The sequence below is a fragment of the Mycolicibacterium neworleansense genome (assembly GCF_001245615.1).
GTDB classification, from domain to species: Bacteria; Actinomycetota; Actinomycetes; order Mycobacteriales; family Mycobacteriaceae; genus Mycobacterium; species Mycobacterium neworleansense.
On record NZ_CWKH01000001.1, the window covers coordinates 3,107,486 to 3,122,724 of the forward strand.

The following is a 15,239-nucleotide window of genomic DNA, read 5'->3' on the forward strand; positions in this document are numbered from 1 at the left end:
CGCCTCCCTTACGTGGCGCCGATCACATATGGTGGGAATTGACACCCGTCAAGTACCCGCCCCGGGAGGAGTCTGTATGAGCGCGCCGACGATGGATGACGCCGCGAAGGTGCTCGCCGACCCGACGGCTTACGCCGACGACGCACGCCTGCACACCGCGCTGACCCAGTTGCGCGCCAACAATCCGGTGGCCTGGGTGGACAACGCCCCCTACCGCCCGTTCTGGGCGATCACCAAACACGCCGACATCATGGCAGTGGAGCGTGACAACGAGCTGTTCATCAGCGAGCCCCGGCCGCTGCTGGCCACCGCGGCCGCCGACGACATGGCCAAGGCGCAGCTCGAAGCCGGCATGGGCCTGCGCACGCTGATCCACATGGACGACCCGCACCACCGCAAGGTCCGCGCCATCGGCGCAGACTGGTTCCGCCCCAAGGCGATGCGTGATCTCAAGGTCCGGGTCGACGAGCTCGCCAAGCGGTACGTCGACCGAATGCGCGAGGTCGGCCCGGAATGCGATTTCGTCACCGAGATCGCCGTGCACTTCCCGCTGTACGTGATCATGTCGCTCCTCGGTCTGCCCGAGGAGGACTACTCCCGCATGCACATGCTGACCCAGGAGATGTTCGGCGGCGACGATGAGGAATACCAACGCGGCAAGTCCCTGGAGGACGGGCTCGCGGTACTGATGGACTTCTTCGCCTACTTCTCGACGCTGACCGCGTCGCGGCGCGCCAACCCGACCGAGGACCTGGCGTCGGCCATCGCCAACGGCACCATCGACGGGGAACCGCTCTCCGACGTCGACACCGCCTCGTACTACGTCATCGTCGCCAGCGCCGGGCACGACACCACCAAGGACGCGATCTCCGGCGGACTGCATGCGCTCATCGAGAACCCCGACCAGCTGGCCCGGCTGCAGGCGCAGCCCGAGCTCATGGGCACCGCGGTCGAGGAGATGATCCGGTGGTCCACCCCGGTCAAGGAGTTCATGCGCACCGCCACCGCCGACACCGTCGTGCGCGGCACGCCGATCGCCAAGGGCGAATCCGTCTACCTGGCTTACGTTTCCGGCAACCGTGACGAGGACGTCTTCGCCAACCCCCACCGCTTCGACGTGGCACGGGATCCCAACAAGCACCTGGCGTTCGGGTACGGCGTGCACTTCTGCCTGGGCGCCGCACTGGCCCGGATGGAGATGAACAGCTTGTTCACCGAGCTGATGGGCCGGTTGAACTCCATCGAATTGGCCGGAACGCCAGAGCTTTCCGCGACCACGTTCGTCGGCGGGCTCAAGCACCTGCCGATTCGTTACTCACTGCGCTGAGCCGGCTCGACCCGGCGGTGGGTGGCCAGGAAGCCGTCCACCGCCGCGCGGACGCAGGTGGTGTAGTCGAACTCCGACACCGTGCTGAGCTTGCCCAGCACGATCGGGCCCAGCAGCAGCGCGGCGGCCTGTGTGCGATCCACCTCGCCGAGTTCGGCGACGGCATCAGCGCTGTCGAAAATCGCTTCGAACGGCAGCGCATAGTGCTCGGCCACCCGCTCGCGCAGGGTTCGCACCTCGGCGCTGTCGCCGGTGCGCCAGGGCAACTTCTCCAGGTCGCCGCCCAGGGCCAGCCATGACATCGCGGCGATGCTGATCGGCGCCTCGGCGATCGAGTCAGCCTGCGCCTGAACCAGTGCGATCAGCCGGTCACGCAGCGTGCCCTCCTCCGGCGGCATGGGCGCCGCCGGTATCAGGGCGCGAAATGCCGCTGCCAGGAGGTCATTTCCGCTCGGGAAGTGCCGGTACAGCGTCGCCCTGGCCACATTGGCGTCCCTCGTGACCGCATCGACGGTCACCGCGCTGGGTCCACCTGACCGCAACAGCGCCGTCGCCGCCTCCAGCAGCCGGGCCCGGGACCGGGCCGGGCGGGGGTCACCGCTCTCGGCAGTCATTCGCCGTCACACCTCCATCAAACAGACTTACGGTCTCGCTCCGAGACTGTTAGTCTCAAAACTCCATCGACGAAGGAGACAACATGTCGCACACCCTCGTCGAGTCCAGTCAGGATATCGACCCGGGCATGGCCTATCTGTCGATCAAGCAGCGGTACTGGCTACTCGCGGTGGCCTGCATGGACGTCTCGATCGTGGTCGCATCGATGGTGGCACTCAACGCCGCGCTGCCCGACATCGCCCGCGAGACCGCCGCTTCCCAAGCCCAACTCACCTGGGTGATCGACGGATACACCCTGGTGCTGGCCTGCCTGCTACTGCCCGCCGGAGCCATCGGCGACCGCTACGGCCGCCGTGGCGCGCTGCTGGTGGGGCTTGCGGTGTTCATCGTGGCCTCGGCCGCGCCCATGGTGTTCGACGATCCCGTTCAACTGATCGCGGCACGCGCGGTCGCCGGGGCGGGTGCCGCCTTCATCATGCCGGCCACCCTGTCGCTGCTGACGGCAGCGTTCCCAAAGTCGGAGCGCAACAAGGCCGTTGGGATCTGGGCCGGTGTAGTCGGCTCAGGGGCGGTGTTCGGATTCCTGATCACCGGCGGGCTGTTGCACTTCTGGGCATGGCAATCCATCTTCGCGGCCTTCGCTATCTGCGGCGCAGGGTTGTTCATCCTGACTTGCACGGTGCCCTCCTCACGGGACGAGGACGCCGCACCGCTGGACTGGATCGGCGCCATCCTGATCGGCGCGGCCGTGGCGATCTTCGTGCTCGGGGTGGTCGAGGCCCCGGTGCGCGGCTGGACGCACCCCATGGTGTGGGGTTGCATGGCCGGCGGCGTCGTCCTGGCCGCCGCGTTCGCCGTCACGCAACTCAGCCGCACGCACCCCCTGCTGGATGTCCGGCTGTTCGGACGACCCGACTTCGCCACCGGAGCGGTGGGCATCACGTTCCTGTTCTTCGCCAACTTCGGCTATTTCTTCGTCAGCATGCAGTACATCCAGCTCGTCATGGGCTACAGCCCGATCCAGACCGCAATCGCCCTGTGCCCGTTGATGCTTCCCGTACTGGTCCTCAGCGCCACCACACACTGGTATCTGCCTCGGCTGGGCCTGCGACTGTGCGTACCGCTGGGCCTGCTGGCCATCGCCGCCGGACTGATGTGTATGCGACTGCTCGAATTGGACTCCAGCTATCTCGACTACGCCTGGCCGCTGATCATCATCAGCATCGGCATCGGCCTGTGCACCGCGCCGACGACATCGGCGATCATGGGAGCCGTTCCCGACGAGAAGCAGGGCGTGGCGTCGGCGGTCAACGACACCACCAGGGAGGTCGGTGCCGCCCTCGGCATCGCGGTGGCCGGCTCGATCCTGGCCGCCAATTACCAGAATCACCTGGGCTCCAAGCTGACCGGGCTACCCACGGAGGTTCGTGAACCGATCCTGAGCTCGTTGGCCGAAGCCCTTGCCGTGGCCGGGCAGCTGGGTCCGCAGAGTACGACCGTCGCGGAGCTGGCCAAGCAGGCTTTCCTGGATGCGACGAACTCGGCACTGCTGGTGATGGCGCTGGTGCTCGCTGTGGCCGCGGCGTTCGTCGGTCTCTGGGCGCCGGGCCGCGACGGTCGGCAACTGCGGGTGGTCCGCCGGCTCAGGTCGCGAGGAACTCCGCGGCCCGATGACCGATCATGGCAATGGTCGCGTGCGGGCCGCGGCTGGTGATGGCGGGCATGATCGACCCGTCCACGACCCACAGGCCGTCGACCCCCAGCACCCGGCAGGTGGGATCGAGAACCGCGGCGGGCCCCGTCCCCATCGGAGCGGTCCCGGCCAGGTGCTGAGAGGTCGACCAGGATTCGACGCCGACCTCGGCTGTGTGACTGACCAATTCGCGCGCCAATTCGGCACCGCGCCGCAGGGCGTCGACATCCTCGGCGACCGTGTCGTAGCGGTGCTCGATGACCGGGGCCACCGCCGGATCGGCAGAGGCCAACCGGACCCGGCCGCGCGAGTGCGGGCGCATCAACGCCACACCGAGGTGCGGGAGTTCGGCGGGGTCGTGCCCGGGTCCGTGCACCATGGCCGCAAAGCCGGCAGTGTACGGGCGCACCTCGATGCCGTCGGCGGTGGTGAGCACCGCCTCCAACGGCGGCAGGTCATGAGTCGGCACCCAGGAGACCGGCAGCACCCATTCCGGATGGTCCACGGTGTGCATCCCGACCGGCAGGCCGGCCACCACCTCGACGCCGAGCGCCTCCAGTTCGGCCGCCGGCCCGACACCGGACAACAGCAACAGGTGCGCTGATCCAATTGCACCGGCAGACAGCACAATTCGATCGGCGTTGAGCACCGAGCCGTCATCGCACCGCACCCCGACAGCCCGGTTTGCCGCGAAAAGCACCTGCTGAACCCGGGTATCGGTCCGCACCGTGAGATTGGGCCGGCCGAGTGCGGGCTTCAGATAGGCGCCACCCGGTCCAACTCTGGTGCCGCCGTTGATGTTCAGCGGAACCGCCCCTACCCCGGCCGGCAGCGCCGCACCGGCATCGGAGCCGTTCAGATCCTCGAGCCAGCCGAATCCGGACCGCTTCGCCGCGTCAACGAATGACGCTGTGCAGCCGTCGAATTCGCGCACCCGGCGCACGGTGATCGGCCCCTGGTCACCATGCAGGGCGGTGTCGAAATCCAGGTCGGTCTCGATGGCACGGAAATGCGGCAGCACGTCGCCCCACCCCCAGCCCGGCACTGCCCAGGTGTCGAAGTCGGTGGGCAGCCCCCGGCAGAAGTAGCCGCCGTTGACCGCCCCCGAGCCACCGACGACCGATCCGCGGATGATCTCGGTATGCCGTCGCGGGTTCTCCGTCAGTACCGACGGATAGTGGCGAACCACAGAGCTGGCCGCCCCGATCGGCAGGCGCAGGGCATCGGCGATCTGCGCCGCCACCCGAGGGTCGCTCGGTGCCGGACCGGCCTCGACGACAGTCACATTGCAGCCGGGATCGCCGGAAAGCCGTTCAGCCAGAATTGATCCGGCGCTTCCGGCGCCGACGATCAGGACGTCCCGCACGCGAGGAGGGCAAGATGGCCGCGGCAACTGGCGTTAACTCCGCAGCTGCGGCTTGAGCGCACCGAGCTGACGTTCCCGCACCACCCCGGTCCACAGGCCGATCCCGTAGGCCAGGTCGTCCAGCCGCTTGAGCAGGATGTGGGCCAGCAGGCCGACCGGTTTGGTGTCGTCATCGGCGTTGCCGCGCCGGCTCGCCCAGTCGACCACGCCGTCGAGCACCGCGGCCACCAGCACCGCGTGTCTCGCCCGGCGGAACAGCAGGGCGGCGATCAGCGCGACCGGCCAGTAGTGCCGGCAGATCGCCGAACACAGCTGCAGGGCCGCTGACCACAGTCCGCGCGCGGTGACCGCGGCGACCTCGGTGGGTTCGGTGTCGACCGTGCTGAGCGAGCGGGCGATGCGCCGGCCGGTGAAGATGGCGATCACCACCGAGCCCAGATACCCGAAGCACGACCCCATTGCCAGGAACAGCCACACCATCAAAGTCCATCCGGAGATCACCACCGGGGCGGTCTTCCCGGGGTGCCGGACGCTCAGCGGCGCCGCCGAGGTGCCGTAGAAAGCCTTGCGGTTGAACCACTCTCGCAAATCGGTCCGGTGATCGTGGGCCACCAGCGCGATGGGCTCGTACCGCAGCCGGGCCCCGGACTCGACCAGCCGCCAGCACAGGTCGACATCCTCACCGGACTGCATGGTCTCGTCGAACCCGCCCACCGCGGCCAGCGCCGACCGCCGGCAGATGATGGCCGCACTCGGTACGTAGGACACCGGGCCGTAGGGCACCACCGGCGCCTCGCGCACGCCGAGATCCAACGACGACCGCACCGCCTCATACCGGGCGACCACATTGTCGGCGGTGTGCAGCCCGACGATGCGCGGCGCCACCAGGGCCACCGCGGGGTCACAGAAGTGTCCGAGCAACGCCTCCAGCCACCCGCGCCGCGGCACCACATCGGAGTCGAGGAACGCCACGAAATCGGTCTCGCAGGCTGCCAGCCCGGTGTTGCGGGCGGCCGCCGGACCGTTGCTGCGGAGGTGCCGGAGCACCTGGACGTCGCAGTGCATCCCGGCGAACTCTGTTTGGGCGACCGGAACCGCTGAGCCGTCGTCGACGACGATCACTCGCAGGCCGCGCAGCGCCGCGATCAGGCGGTGCAACCCGGATACGTTGTCGCGCACCGGAATAATGACGGTCACGTCGCGATGTGAGGGTCCGCTGGGCGGCCGGGGGTGGGCGACCGTGGCGTCGAGCAAAGTCCGCGCCAGTTGCGCGCTCTGTGCGTCATGCACTTCCAGGCGGCCACCGTTGAGCATGGTCTGTGCCGTCGGCGCCAGCCGCAGCAACCGGGTCGGTGACCCGCCGAGCAGAGCCGCCCCGGATCCGAGCACCTTGACACGGCGGTCCACCTGTACGGCGAAACCGTCGGGCAGCCTCGGTCCGGTCATGTCAGCAATCCGTTCCGGTCCGGCTGCCACCGCCCCATCCGACCGGCAGCGCCGTTCACCATCTCAGCAAAGATACGCTCCCCCTCGGCAGCCGTGGCGGTTGTCGGGTCACCGAGGACCCCGACTTCGCTGACTGCGGCGATCCCGCCACGGCGCATCGCCGGCATCAGCTCGGCCAGCGGGGCAGTGTTCCCCGGAGTCAGGTCGTCGATCCAGACATCACCGGGCGAAATATGTAGCAATACAGATGTTTCGGTATGCCCCGCATGCGCGTCGGCCCCCGCGGCGAGGCAGGGAACCCAGCCAACGTCGCGGCCCTCCTGGCGCAAGAGGGCGACCGCAGCGGTCAGCGCCTCCACATTTCCCCCGTGACCATTGATGAAGACGAGCCTGCCGGCCCAGCTCGAAGCGGAACGTCCGTACTCCACCAGCAACGACCGCAACGCGGCGGTGCCGATCGACACCGTGCCGGGGAACCCCTCGTGCTCACCGCTGGCGCCGTAGTGAACGGGCGGCGCGACCATCCAGTCACCGGCCGGCCCGCCCTCCAGGTGCTCCTGGACCGCATGCGCAACGGCGGTGGCGATCCGCGTGTCCGTGTCCAAGGGCAGGTGCGGACCATGTTGCTCGGTAGAGCCCACGGGGATGATCAACATTGGCGACACGCTGCGTAGCTGTCTCGACGTTGAGTTCCCGAGCCCGCTGGGGAAAGCCACGTGCCGATGGTAGGCCGAATTCACCTACTGTGCGCCAATTGTTGGAGCACAGGCAGCAATTGATTTGCCTTAGCTTTCACGACACCGGCCATGACCATCACGTACGTCCCACCTGCCACCCCTGTCACGCTGCACCGCGGCCCGGCGCGGGCCGCCTCAGGAGTCGGCGGGTGGCACGCCGAGGGTTCGGGTGAAGCCCTCAGGTACCAGGATGTCATCCGGAGTGAGGTCGTGGATCGAGGACTTGCCCAGCCCGCGGAGCGCCGAGTCGATGCCACCGCTGAGGATGTCCAGGACATTCTCGACACCCGCCTGGCCGTTGGCGGCCAGGCCCCACAGATAGGCGCGCCCGATCATGACGGCCCGGGCGCCCAGCGCCACGGCCTTGACGACGTCGCTTCCGCGCCGGATCCCGCCGTCCAGCAAAACCTCGACCTGGTCACCCACCGCCTCGGCGATGGCCGGCAGGCAACGGATCGCCGCCGGGGTGCCGTCCAGGTTGTTGCCGCCGTGGTTGGACACCGTGATGGCCGAAACACCCGCATCCACGGCACGTTTGGCGTCGTCGACGCGGACCATGCCCTTGAGCAGGAAAGGACCGCCCCACTGCTCACGCAACCAGGCGATGTCCTCCCAGGTCGGGGGCGGGGTACCCATCCACTGCCCGTAGGCCTCGAAGAACGTCGGGCCCGGCTCGCCGCGCCGCCCCTGGTTGGGCACGCGCAGGTCCGGCGGACGCAGGTGCTTGCCGAAGCTCCACAGCCAGCGCGGCTTGGTGAGCACCTCCGGGGACATCCGCAACATCGTGCGCAGGTCCATTCGCTCCGGGATCTTCGGGCTACCCCAGTCCCGGCCGTGGCTGAAGCTCCAGTCGGTGGTGCAAATCAGTCCGGCGGCTCCCGCTTCTCTGGCCCGCTGCACGCGCTCGGCGATCTCGTCGCGGGACCCGAGCCAGTAGATCTGGAAGAAGATCTTGTCGTTGACGGCGGTGACTTCCTCCATCGGCTTGCTGGCGAACGACGACAGCCCCATGGCAGTCCCACGGGCCGCAGCCGCCCGGGCGACAGCTACCTCACCGTCGGGGTCGACCGCCTGCACACCGGTGGGCGAGATGATCACCGGCATCGAAATGTCTTGACCCATAACGGTGGTCGCCATTTCGCGCTTCTCAGTGGCACCGACCACATGCGGCGCGAAGCCGAGTTCGGAGAACGACTCCACATTGTCGGAGACCGTCACGCCCTTCTCGCTGGCCGAGATCAGCGAGGAGTAGGCGGACTTGGGGAGCCGCTTCTTGGCCCGCTGCTGGGCAATGGCGACGGTCTCGAACCAGGTATCACGAGCCATGGATTACACCGGACTTTCGTTACAGATTCGGGCGGGGGGCTTGGTCAGCAACTTGAGTGCCACCGGCCCCTGCTTGGTACCGCGGGAGTGGTCACCGCTGGGCTTGGGTTTGATGCGCTCGGCCGCCAGGGCCGGCTCGCCCCAGCCTTCGACGCACTCGGGATCCGGTCCGTCCATCGGCAGGCCGGTGAAGAACTTGGCCGCCATGCAGCCGCCACGGCACGCGTCGTAGTGCCCGCAGCCGCTGCAGGCGCCGGCCGACTGCGGCTCGCGCAGCTCCCGGAACAACGGGGAGTTCTGCCAGACGTTCTGGAAACCGGCGCCAAAACCGGTGTCTTCCAAGATGTTTCCGGCCAGGAACTTGTCATGGATGGCGAACGGGCAGGCGTACACGTCGCCCACCGGGTCGATCAGGCACACCACCCGGCCTGCACCGCACAGGTTCAGCCCGGCCAGCGCGCCGGGCTCACCCAGGCCCGACAGGTGGAAGAACGAGTCACCGGTCAACACCCGCTCACCGTGGGCGACCAGCCAGTTGTACAGCTGGCGCTGCTGGTCCGGGGTCGGATGCAGCTCGTCCCAGACGTCCGCGCCGCGGCCTGACGGACGCAGCCGGGTGATCCGCAGGGTGGCGCCGTACCGGTCGGCCAGCGCCTTGAACTCGTCGAGCTGGTCGACGTTGTGGCGGGTGACCACCACCGAGATCTTGGCATCGGAAAAGCCTGCGGCGGCAAGGTTTTCCAGCGCACGCACGGCCATGTCGAACGAGCCCTTGCCGCGCACCGCGTCGTTGACCTCGGCGTTGGCACCGTCCAGTGAGATCTGCACGTCGACGTAGTCACTGGCAGCAAGTTTCGCGGCGACCTCGGGCGTGATGCGCACGCCGTTGGTGGAGAACTTGACTCCGACATGGTGCTCGGTCGCGTAGTCGACCAGCTCCCAGAAGTCCGGGCGCACAGTGGGTTCGCCACCACCGATGTTCACGTAGAACACCTGCATGCGTTCCAGCTCGTCGATGATGTCCTTGCACTGCTGCGTGGACAGCTCGCGCGGATCGCGCTTACCCGAGGAGGACAGGCAGTGCACGCACGCCAGGTTGCAGGCGTAGGTGAGCTCCCAGGTCAGGCAGATCGGGGCGTCGAGCCCGCTCTCGAACTGGTCGACGAGCCTCGGCACAGGGGCAACAGAAGTCATTGTGAGTTCCCGGGGATGAGCATCTTCGAGGACACCAGCACGCTCAGCGCATGCAGGTACGGGCCTTGGTCGGAGTCCGCGATACCGGCCGCGCGGCACGCGGACCGGGCGTCGGGGTGATCAGCCAGAGAGTTGACCACCTCGACGACCGTCCGGTTCTTCAGAAACGACAGCTTGCGAGTTCCGAAGTGATACAGCAGGGCACCGAACGGCTCCGGCCGCACCGCCACCTGGTGGTGCAACCGCCAGCTGACATCCGGGTCGAATACGACGCCAGTGCGCCCAGCCATATCGGTAACCTCCGCGGACACCGTCAGTAAACCCCGCACATACCGTCGATCGAGACCTCTTCGACGAGCGTCTCGGTGACGAGCTGGGTTTCGGTTTCAACCTGCGGGTTCTGATCCATGAATCGCACCTTTCCTGCAACTGTGGGTCTCGACAATTGTGACCTGAGTCGCAAGAATATGGCATCGAGTGCACAAATGGAAGGGCGGGTTTATGCGGCAGGCAGCGGGGTCCCGTGTCGGTCGGCGCCCGTCCACCACGCAGGACCACATCACCGACGTCGCCCTGGCCCTGTTCGCCACCCACGGCTTCGACGAGGTCAGCGTCGACGACGTGGCCAAGGCCGCCGGCATCGCCCGGCGCACACTGTTCCGCTACTACGCCTCCAAGAACGCCATCCCCTGGGGCGACTTCGACGCCCACCTACAACACCTGCGCGACTTGCTCGCCTCCCTGAGCACCGAGATCCCCCTGGCCGACGCGCTGCGCGAGGCCCTGCTGTCGTTCAACACCTACGACGCCCAGGAAATGGCCCAGCACCGGATGCGCATGCGCGTGATCCTGGAAACAGCTGGCCTGCAGGCATATTCGATGACGATGTATGCCGGCTGGCGTGAGGTCATCGCCACGTATGTGGCCCAGCGGATCGGCGCCGCACCCGGCGATCTGATGCCACAGACCGTGGGATGGCTGATGCTGGGCGTCGCGCTGTCGGCATACGAACACTGGCTGGCCGACGAGTCTGTCGCCCTGGCAGACGCCATCGCCGAGGCCTTCGAGGTGGCCCGGCCCGGCCTGGAGGCCCTAGGCCCGCGGTAGCTCGTCCCATACGCAGGCCAGTGCGGGCGGACCTTGGGGACCGAGCTTCTCGCTGAGCATCACCGGCGCCTGCGACATGAAACGTGGTGTGCCCCCGCGATGTACGTCGGCAGCGTGCGCCGTGAAGGGGTGCAACACGTACATGTCACCGGGCCGGCCCGTGGCACGGACCACCGGCCGTGCCCGGCTCACCTCGTCCACCAGCGCCCCCGCTTCGATGAAGTCGATCGGATCGGGCCCGAGCGCGCCGGCGACGTCACGATGTGAACCCACCCGGACCCGCGTCGGCGCATCGGTGGGTCCGACCTCTGACAGCAGCGTCAGCACCAGCAGCGTGTGCGGGCGGCCGCTGACTGCCCACTGCCCACCCGGCAGCGGGGTGTTGGCGTCGATGTGCCAGCCCCGGTCCTCGGCCGGCGGATCGACCGGAAACCGCACCGGAATGTTGCCAAGGGAGCCCCGCGGCTGCCACCGTCGGGTTCCGCAGATCTGGTCCAGGGCATCGGCGAGTGCAGCACTGTGCGCAAGCTGCCCGAACGGCCCGGCGCCGGTCAGGTCGGCCGCCCACACCACCGGACCGGTCCACGATGCCGGCTCATCCGGAGACAACCCGATCTGCGTCCACAGCAGATCCCTGGCCGCATCGGCAATTTCGGCCGGAACGGCCTGCTCGATCTTGACCAAGCCGTCCCGCCGGAATGCGTCGACGTTCACCACACCGACCACCATGACGCAGCCCGCCCCCGGGTGCCACCGATTTTTCGGCGAGAAATTCTTCGCCCAACGCCCGTCGGAGTTCGGTGCCCGGCGGCGACGATATGAATGTGAGCGCCGAAACAGACGCTCCGCGGATGCTGCTGAACCTGTACGACGACGCCCTGCCGGTGGTGTACGGCTACTTCGTACGACGCTGCGGCGACCGCGGAACCGCCGAGGACCTGACGTCGGAGACGTTCCTGGCCGCCATGGACGCGGCCCGCAAACCGTCGCCGCCTCCGATGTCGGTGCCCTGGCTGATCGGGGTGGCCCGGCACAAGCTGGCCGACCACTACCGGCGTCGCCAAGACCGGTTCACCGTGCCGGTCGCCGAGCTACCCGAACCGGTGGATCCGGGCGACGACTGGGACGCCGAGCTGGATCGCATTGTCGCCGAATCGGTTCTGGCCCGGCTGCCCGAACACCACCGCGCCGTCCTGGTCCTGCGCTACCTCGACGACTGCTCGGTGCCCGAATGCGCCGAGCTGATCGGGCGCACCGTTCACGCCACCGAAGCCCTGCTCGTGCGGGCCCGCCGCGCGTTCAGAGCCCAATACCCGACACCGGAAGGAGGGACGTCGTGATCAACAGCCACGATCCATTGACCGTGCTGAACGGCGACGACCAGCCGGTCTCCCCCGACCCGGCGTTCGCGGCCCGGCTGCGTGCACGGCTGGAATCGGCTCTCACCCTTCCCGATCGCACCCAAGGAGTTGACATGAGTGGAACCGACACTGCCATCGCCGAGCTGAACCAACCGACCGCCGCCCCGGCGCCCCCGCGGCCCGCTGCGATCCCCTACTTGGCGATCGCCGGCGCTCGCGAGGCCATCGCCTGGTACACCGATGCCTTCGGCGCATCCCTGGTCGGCGAGATGTACGAGATGGACGACGGCCGCATCGGGCATGCCGAGTTGCGGATCGGTGACGGCATTCTGTACCTGGCCGACGAGTACCCCGAGCTCGGCCTGAAAGCCCCTGCTCTGCAGGAGAATTCAGTGAGCCTGATGCTCCACGTGGCCGATACCGACGCCACCCTGGCACGCGCTCGCGAAACTGGGGCCACCGTGCACCGGGAGCCCTACGAGAACTACGGCGCCCGCAATGCCACGATCGTCGATCCGTTCGGCCACCGCTGGATGCTGTCCGGGCCGGTCACCGGTGCGGCCGTCACCATCCAGCACGGCGACGTCGGCTACGTCTCGGTCTGGGCACCGGACGCCGAACGGGCCGCCCGGTTCTACGGGCACGTGCTGGGCTGGACCTATGACCCCGCCACCCGGCAGGTGACCAACACCCGGCAGCCCATCGGCATCTTCGGTGTCCCCGGTCCGGCGACCCTGTTCTGCTGCTACGCGGTGACCGATCTGGACGGCGCCCGCCAGGCGATCGTGGCCGGCGGTGGCGAGCCCGGTCAGACCCAGGACTTCGACTTCGGCACCGTGCTGGACGCCACCGATCCGGCGGGGACCGCGTTCGCGGTGTTCGTGCCGGCGCCGGGCACGGCGCGGCCGGAGCTGAATGGCGCGGGGCCAGGCGAGCTTTCGTACCTCACCTACGAAGTTCCCGATTCCACGGCGTTCAAGGCCTTTTACAGCCGGCTGTTCTTCTGGACCTTCGAGCCCGGCCGGATCAACGACGGCTGGGGAGTGCAGGGCAGTCGACCGATGTCGGGGGTGGCCGGCGGTGCGGCGAGAGCGACCGCCGTACCGATGTGGACGGTCGCCGACATCGACGCCGCGGTCGCCCGCGTCGACGAGGCCGGTGGCACGGTGCTACAGCAGCCGTCACAGCAGGACTACGGGCTGATGGCCGAGTGCACCGACGACCAGGGTGGCCGGTTCTACCTCGGCCAGTTCTAGCGCGATTTGTGCACCTGCGGCAACGCCTGGCGTCGCCGCAGGTGCACAAATCGCAGGGGAAGTCAGCCCAGGACGTCGGCGATGGGGGCGCCCGCGGCGATCTTGCCGCGGGCCTTCATCACCTTGCCGGGCATGCCGCCGCCGACCACACCGACCACGACGCCGTTCCGCTCGTAGTAGGCCAGGAACTTGCGGCCGTCGTCCTCCACCACATGTACGACATCGTCGGCCTCGGGCTCGCCGAGGCACTGGATCTTGACGTCGTACTGATCGCTCCAGAAGTACGGCACCGACACCACGGGTGAGGCCTCCTGGCCCAGGATCGCCGGCACCATGGCCCGCGCCTGATCGGCAACGTTGCTCCAATGCTCAACGCGCGCTTGGTCACCCACGTGATCGCGCCACGACGCGACATCGCCGATGGCCCACACGCCCGCGGCGCTGGCCCGGCCGACCTCGTCGCACACCACGCCGTTGTCGAGCTCGATCCCGCTGCCTTCGAGCCACTCGATCGCCGGATGCGAACCGATACCGACCACCACCAGGTCGGCGTCGAGCTCGGTGCCGTCACCCAGCACCACCTGCTCGACCCTGTCAGCGCCACGCACCTCGGTCACCCCGACACCGCAGCGCACGTCCACACCTTCGGCCTGGTGCAGCCGGGTCACCAGGGCGCCGATCTGCTCACCCAGCACCGAGGCCAGCGGCGTCGGCTGCGGCTCGACCAGCGCCACCTCGACGCCAAGCTTGCGCAGGCTCGCGGCCACCTCGCAGCCGATGAAGCCGGCCCCGACCACCACGGCACGCTGAGCCTTCCCGGCGTGCTCGCGCAGGGCCATGCTCTCGTCGTAGGACCGCAGCACGTGAATGCCGGGCAGGTCGCCGAAGGCCCGGATGCGCCTGGGCACCAGCCCGGTGGCGATGATGAGCTCGTCATAGGCCACGTCACTGCCGTCGGCGAGCTTCAATGTCTTGGCCGCGGTGTCCAGCGACTGCGCGGCCGAGCCGAGGCGCAGCGTGATGTCGTTCTCGGCGTAGAACTCGGCCGGCTTGAGCGTGACATCGTCCGTCTCGGCCCGCAGCACTTCCTTTGACAGTGGCGGCCGGTCGTAGGGCAGATGATCCTCGTCGCTGACGATCGTGATCGGCCCGGCGTACTCCGAGCGGCGCAGCTGTTCGGCCGTCCGGGCCGCAGCCAAGCCGCCGCCGACGATGACGATGCCCGCTGCTGATCCCGCTGAAGTAGTCACGTGGGGTTTTTACACGATCCGGGTTAAACGTTGTAGGGCACCCTACGTTTGCGCAGGCCGATGAGGTAGGTCACGGCCGACCCCGGTCGATGACATTCGTGAGCACAACGATGCTCTCGCTGCGCTCGATCCGGGCGGTTGAGCGGATGCGTTCCAGTGCCTCCTCGAGGTGCCGCATGTCGCGCGCGAGCACATGCAGTATCGCGTCGGCGGTGCCCGTCACCGTTGCCGCACTGACCACCTCGGGGATGTCGATCCACGCTGCGCGCAACTGATCCGGCGCGATCGTGCCCTGGCAGTAGACCTGCACGTACGCCTCGGTGCTCCAGCCCAGCACGTTGCGGTCGACGACGGTCGTGAAGCCGCGGATCACCCCGTCGGCGACCATGCGGTCCACCCGCCGCTTGACCGCGGGTGCCGACAGATTCACCCGCTGCCCGATCTCGGCGAAGGTCGCCCTGGCGTGCTCGGTGAGCTCGGCCAGGATCCGCTCGTCGGTGTCGTCCAGACGCTCCACATCGATCTCCACGCAACAAACCGCTGCAGTAACCGGATTCGTGC

The 15,239-nt window shown here is 68.0% G+C and carries 16 protein-coding genes; 5 read left to right on the forward strand and 11 right to left on the reverse strand.

All coding sequences use genetic code 11. The features are described from left to right. Window positions 1-76 precede the first annotated feature (76 nt). Complete coding sequence (locus tag BN2156_RS14910; RefSeq protein ID WP_090515048.1) at window positions 77-1,327, forward strand: cytochrome P450; 1,251 nt, start codon at window positions 77-79, stop codon at window positions 1,325-1,327. Here the strand turns inward: BN2156_RS14910 and BN2156_RS14915 are convergent. Then, window positions 1,312-1,941, reverse strand: coding sequence for a TetR/AcrR family transcriptional regulator (locus BN2156_RS14915; protein ID WP_090515050.1), 630 nt, complete (start codon window positions 1,939-1,941; stop codon window positions 1,312-1,314). The genes BN2156_RS14910 and BN2156_RS14915 overlap by 16 nt on opposite strands. 83 nt (window positions 1,942-2,024) lie before the next feature. On the opposite strand from BN2156_RS14915, the gene BN2156_RS14920 reads away from it, so the two are divergent. Further along, a complete protein-coding gene (locus BN2156_RS14920; RefSeq protein ID WP_090515052.1) occupies window positions 2,025-3,656 on the forward strand; it encodes an MFS transporter in 1,632 nt (543 codons plus the stop codon). Here BN2156_RS14920 and mftG read toward each other — a convergent pair. The 7 genes from mftG to mftA form a co-directional block, all read right to left on the reverse strand. Continuing rightward, window positions 3,586-5,001, reverse strand: coding sequence for a mycofactocin dehydrogenase MftG (mftG, locus tag BN2156_RS14925; protein ID WP_090515054.1), 1,416 nt, complete (start codon window positions 4,999-5,001; stop codon window positions 3,586-3,588). The genes BN2156_RS14920 and mftG overlap by 71 nt on opposite strands. 33 nt (window positions 5,002-5,034) lie before the next feature. After that, window positions 5,035-6,447 (reverse strand): mycofactocin biosynthesis glycosyltransferase MftF, encoded by a 1,413-nt coding sequence (gene mftF, locus BN2156_RS14930; protein ID WP_090515056.1) that lies wholly within the window; start codon window positions 6,445-6,447, stop codon window positions 5,035-5,037. Beyond that, the gene (gene mftE, locus BN2156_RS14935; RefSeq protein WP_090515058.1) at window positions 6,444-7,187 is read right to left on the reverse strand and encodes a mycofactocin biosynthesis peptidyl-dipeptidase MftE; all 744 of its coding nucleotides are present in this window, start codon (window positions 7,185-7,187) and stop codon (window positions 6,444-6,446) included. Before mftE ends, mftF begins: the two co-directional genes overlap by 4 nt. A gap of 132 nt (window positions 7,188-7,319) precedes the next feature. Beyond that, window positions 7,320-8,510 (reverse strand): pre-mycofactocin synthase MftD, encoded by a 1,191-nt coding sequence (gene mftD, locus BN2156_RS14940; protein ID WP_090515060.1) that lies wholly within the window; start codon window positions 8,508-8,510, stop codon window positions 7,320-7,322. Window positions 8,511-8,513: 3 nt separating this feature from the next. Further along, on the reverse strand, window positions 8,514-9,704 hold the full coding sequence (mftC, locus tag BN2156_RS14945) for a mycofactocin radical SAM maturase (RefSeq protein ID WP_090515062.1): 1,191 nt from the start codon (window positions 9,702-9,704) through the stop codon (window positions 8,514-8,516). Continuing rightward, entirely contained in the window at window positions 9,701-9,994 is a 294-nt protein-coding gene (gene mftB, locus BN2156_RS14950; RefSeq protein WP_019344465.1) for a mycofactocin biosynthesis chaperone MftB, read from the reverse strand. The genes mftC and mftB overlap by 4 nt, the downstream gene beginning before the upstream one ends. Window positions 9,995-10,017: 23 nt before the next feature. After that, the gene (gene mftA / locus BN2156_RS14955) at window positions 10,018-10,113 is read right to left on the reverse strand and encodes a mycofactocin precursor MftA (protein ID WP_019344466.1); all 96 of its coding nucleotides are present in this window, start codon (window positions 10,111-10,113) and stop codon (window positions 10,018-10,020) included. Window positions 10,114-10,205: 92 nt separating this feature from the next. Between mftA and mftR the strand changes: the two genes are divergently transcribed. Further along, on the forward strand, window positions 10,206-10,811 hold the full coding sequence (mftR, locus tag BN2156_RS14960) for a mycofactocin system transcriptional regulator MftR (protein ID WP_090515064.1): 606 nt from the start codon (window positions 10,206-10,208) through the stop codon (window positions 10,809-10,811). Here the strand turns inward: mftR and BN2156_RS14965 are convergent. Then, window positions 10,797-11,528 carry a phytanoyl-CoA dioxygenase family protein gene (locus BN2156_RS14965; RefSeq protein ID WP_210436609.1) on the reverse strand — a complete coding sequence of 244 codons (732 nt, stop codon included), beginning with the start codon at window positions 11,526-11,528 and terminating at the stop codon, window positions 10,797-10,799. The two genes, mftR and BN2156_RS14965, sit on opposite strands and share 15 nt — an antisense overlap. Window positions 11,529-11,635: 107 nt before the next feature. Here BN2156_RS14965 and BN2156_RS14970 point away from each other — a divergent pair, with 107 nt between their 5' ends. Then, entirely contained in the window at window positions 11,636-12,151 is a 516-nt protein-coding gene (locus BN2156_RS14970) for an RNA polymerase sigma factor (RefSeq protein WP_090515960.1), read from the forward strand. Then, window positions 12,148-13,428 (forward strand): VOC family protein, encoded by a 1,281-nt coding sequence (locus tag BN2156_RS14975; protein ID WP_090515068.1) that lies wholly within the window; start codon window positions 12,148-12,150, stop codon window positions 13,426-13,428. The genes BN2156_RS14970 and BN2156_RS14975 overlap by 4 nt, the downstream gene beginning before the upstream one ends. Before the next feature lie 62 nt (window positions 13,429-13,490). Here BN2156_RS14975 and BN2156_RS14980 read toward each other — a convergent pair whose 3' ends face one another. Both BN2156_RS14980 and BN2156_RS14985 read right to left on the reverse strand, forming a co-directional pair. After that, a complete protein-coding gene (locus BN2156_RS14980; RefSeq protein ID WP_090515070.1) occupies window positions 13,491-14,678 on the reverse strand; it encodes an FAD-dependent oxidoreductase in 1,188 nt (395 codons plus the stop codon). Between the two features lie 70 nt (window positions 14,679-14,748). Next, window positions 14,749-15,195 carry an Rv2324 family transcriptional regulator gene (locus BN2156_RS14985; RefSeq protein WP_090515961.1) on the reverse strand — a complete coding sequence of 149 codons (447 nt, stop codon included), beginning with the start codon at window positions 15,193-15,195 and terminating at the stop codon, window positions 14,749-14,751. Between the last annotated feature and the right edge of the window lie 44 nt (window positions 15,196-15,239).

Bases quoted from the DNA above. Each gene is read 5' to 3' on its own strand.
- BN2156_RS14910 (WP_090515048.1), top strand. From the start codon at position 77: ATGAGCGCGCCGACGATGGATGACGCCGCGAAGGTGCTCGCCGACCCG.
- BN2156_RS14915 (WP_090515050.1), bottom strand. From the start codon at position 1,941: ATGACTGCCGAGAGCGGTGACCCCCGCCCGGCCCGGTCCCGGGCCCGG.
- BN2156_RS14920 (WP_090515052.1), top strand. From the start codon at position 2,025: ATGTCGCACACCCTCGTCGAGTCCAGTCAGGATATCGACCCGGGCATG.
- mftF (WP_090515056.1), bottom strand. From the start codon at position 6,447: ATGACCGGACCGAGGCTGCCCGACGGTTTCGCCGTACAGGTGGACCGC.
- mftD (WP_090515060.1), bottom strand. From the start codon at position 8,510: ATGGCTCGTGATACCTGGTTCGAGACCGTCGCCATTGCCCAGCAGCGG.
- mftC (WP_090515062.1), bottom strand. From the start codon at position 9,704: ATGACTTCTGTTGCCCCTGTGCCGAGGCTCGTCGACCAGTTCGAGAGC.
- mftB (WP_019344465.1), bottom strand. From the start codon at position 9,994: ATGGCTGGGCGCACTGGCGTCGTATTCGACCCGGATGTCAGCTGGCGG.
- mftA (WP_019344466.1), bottom strand. From the start codon at position 10,113: ATGGATCAGAACCCGCAGGTTGAAACCGAAACCCAGCTCGTCACCGAG.
- mftR (WP_090515064.1), top strand. From the start codon at position 10,206: ATGCGGCAGGCAGCGGGGTCCCGTGTCGGTCGGCGCCCGTCCACCACG.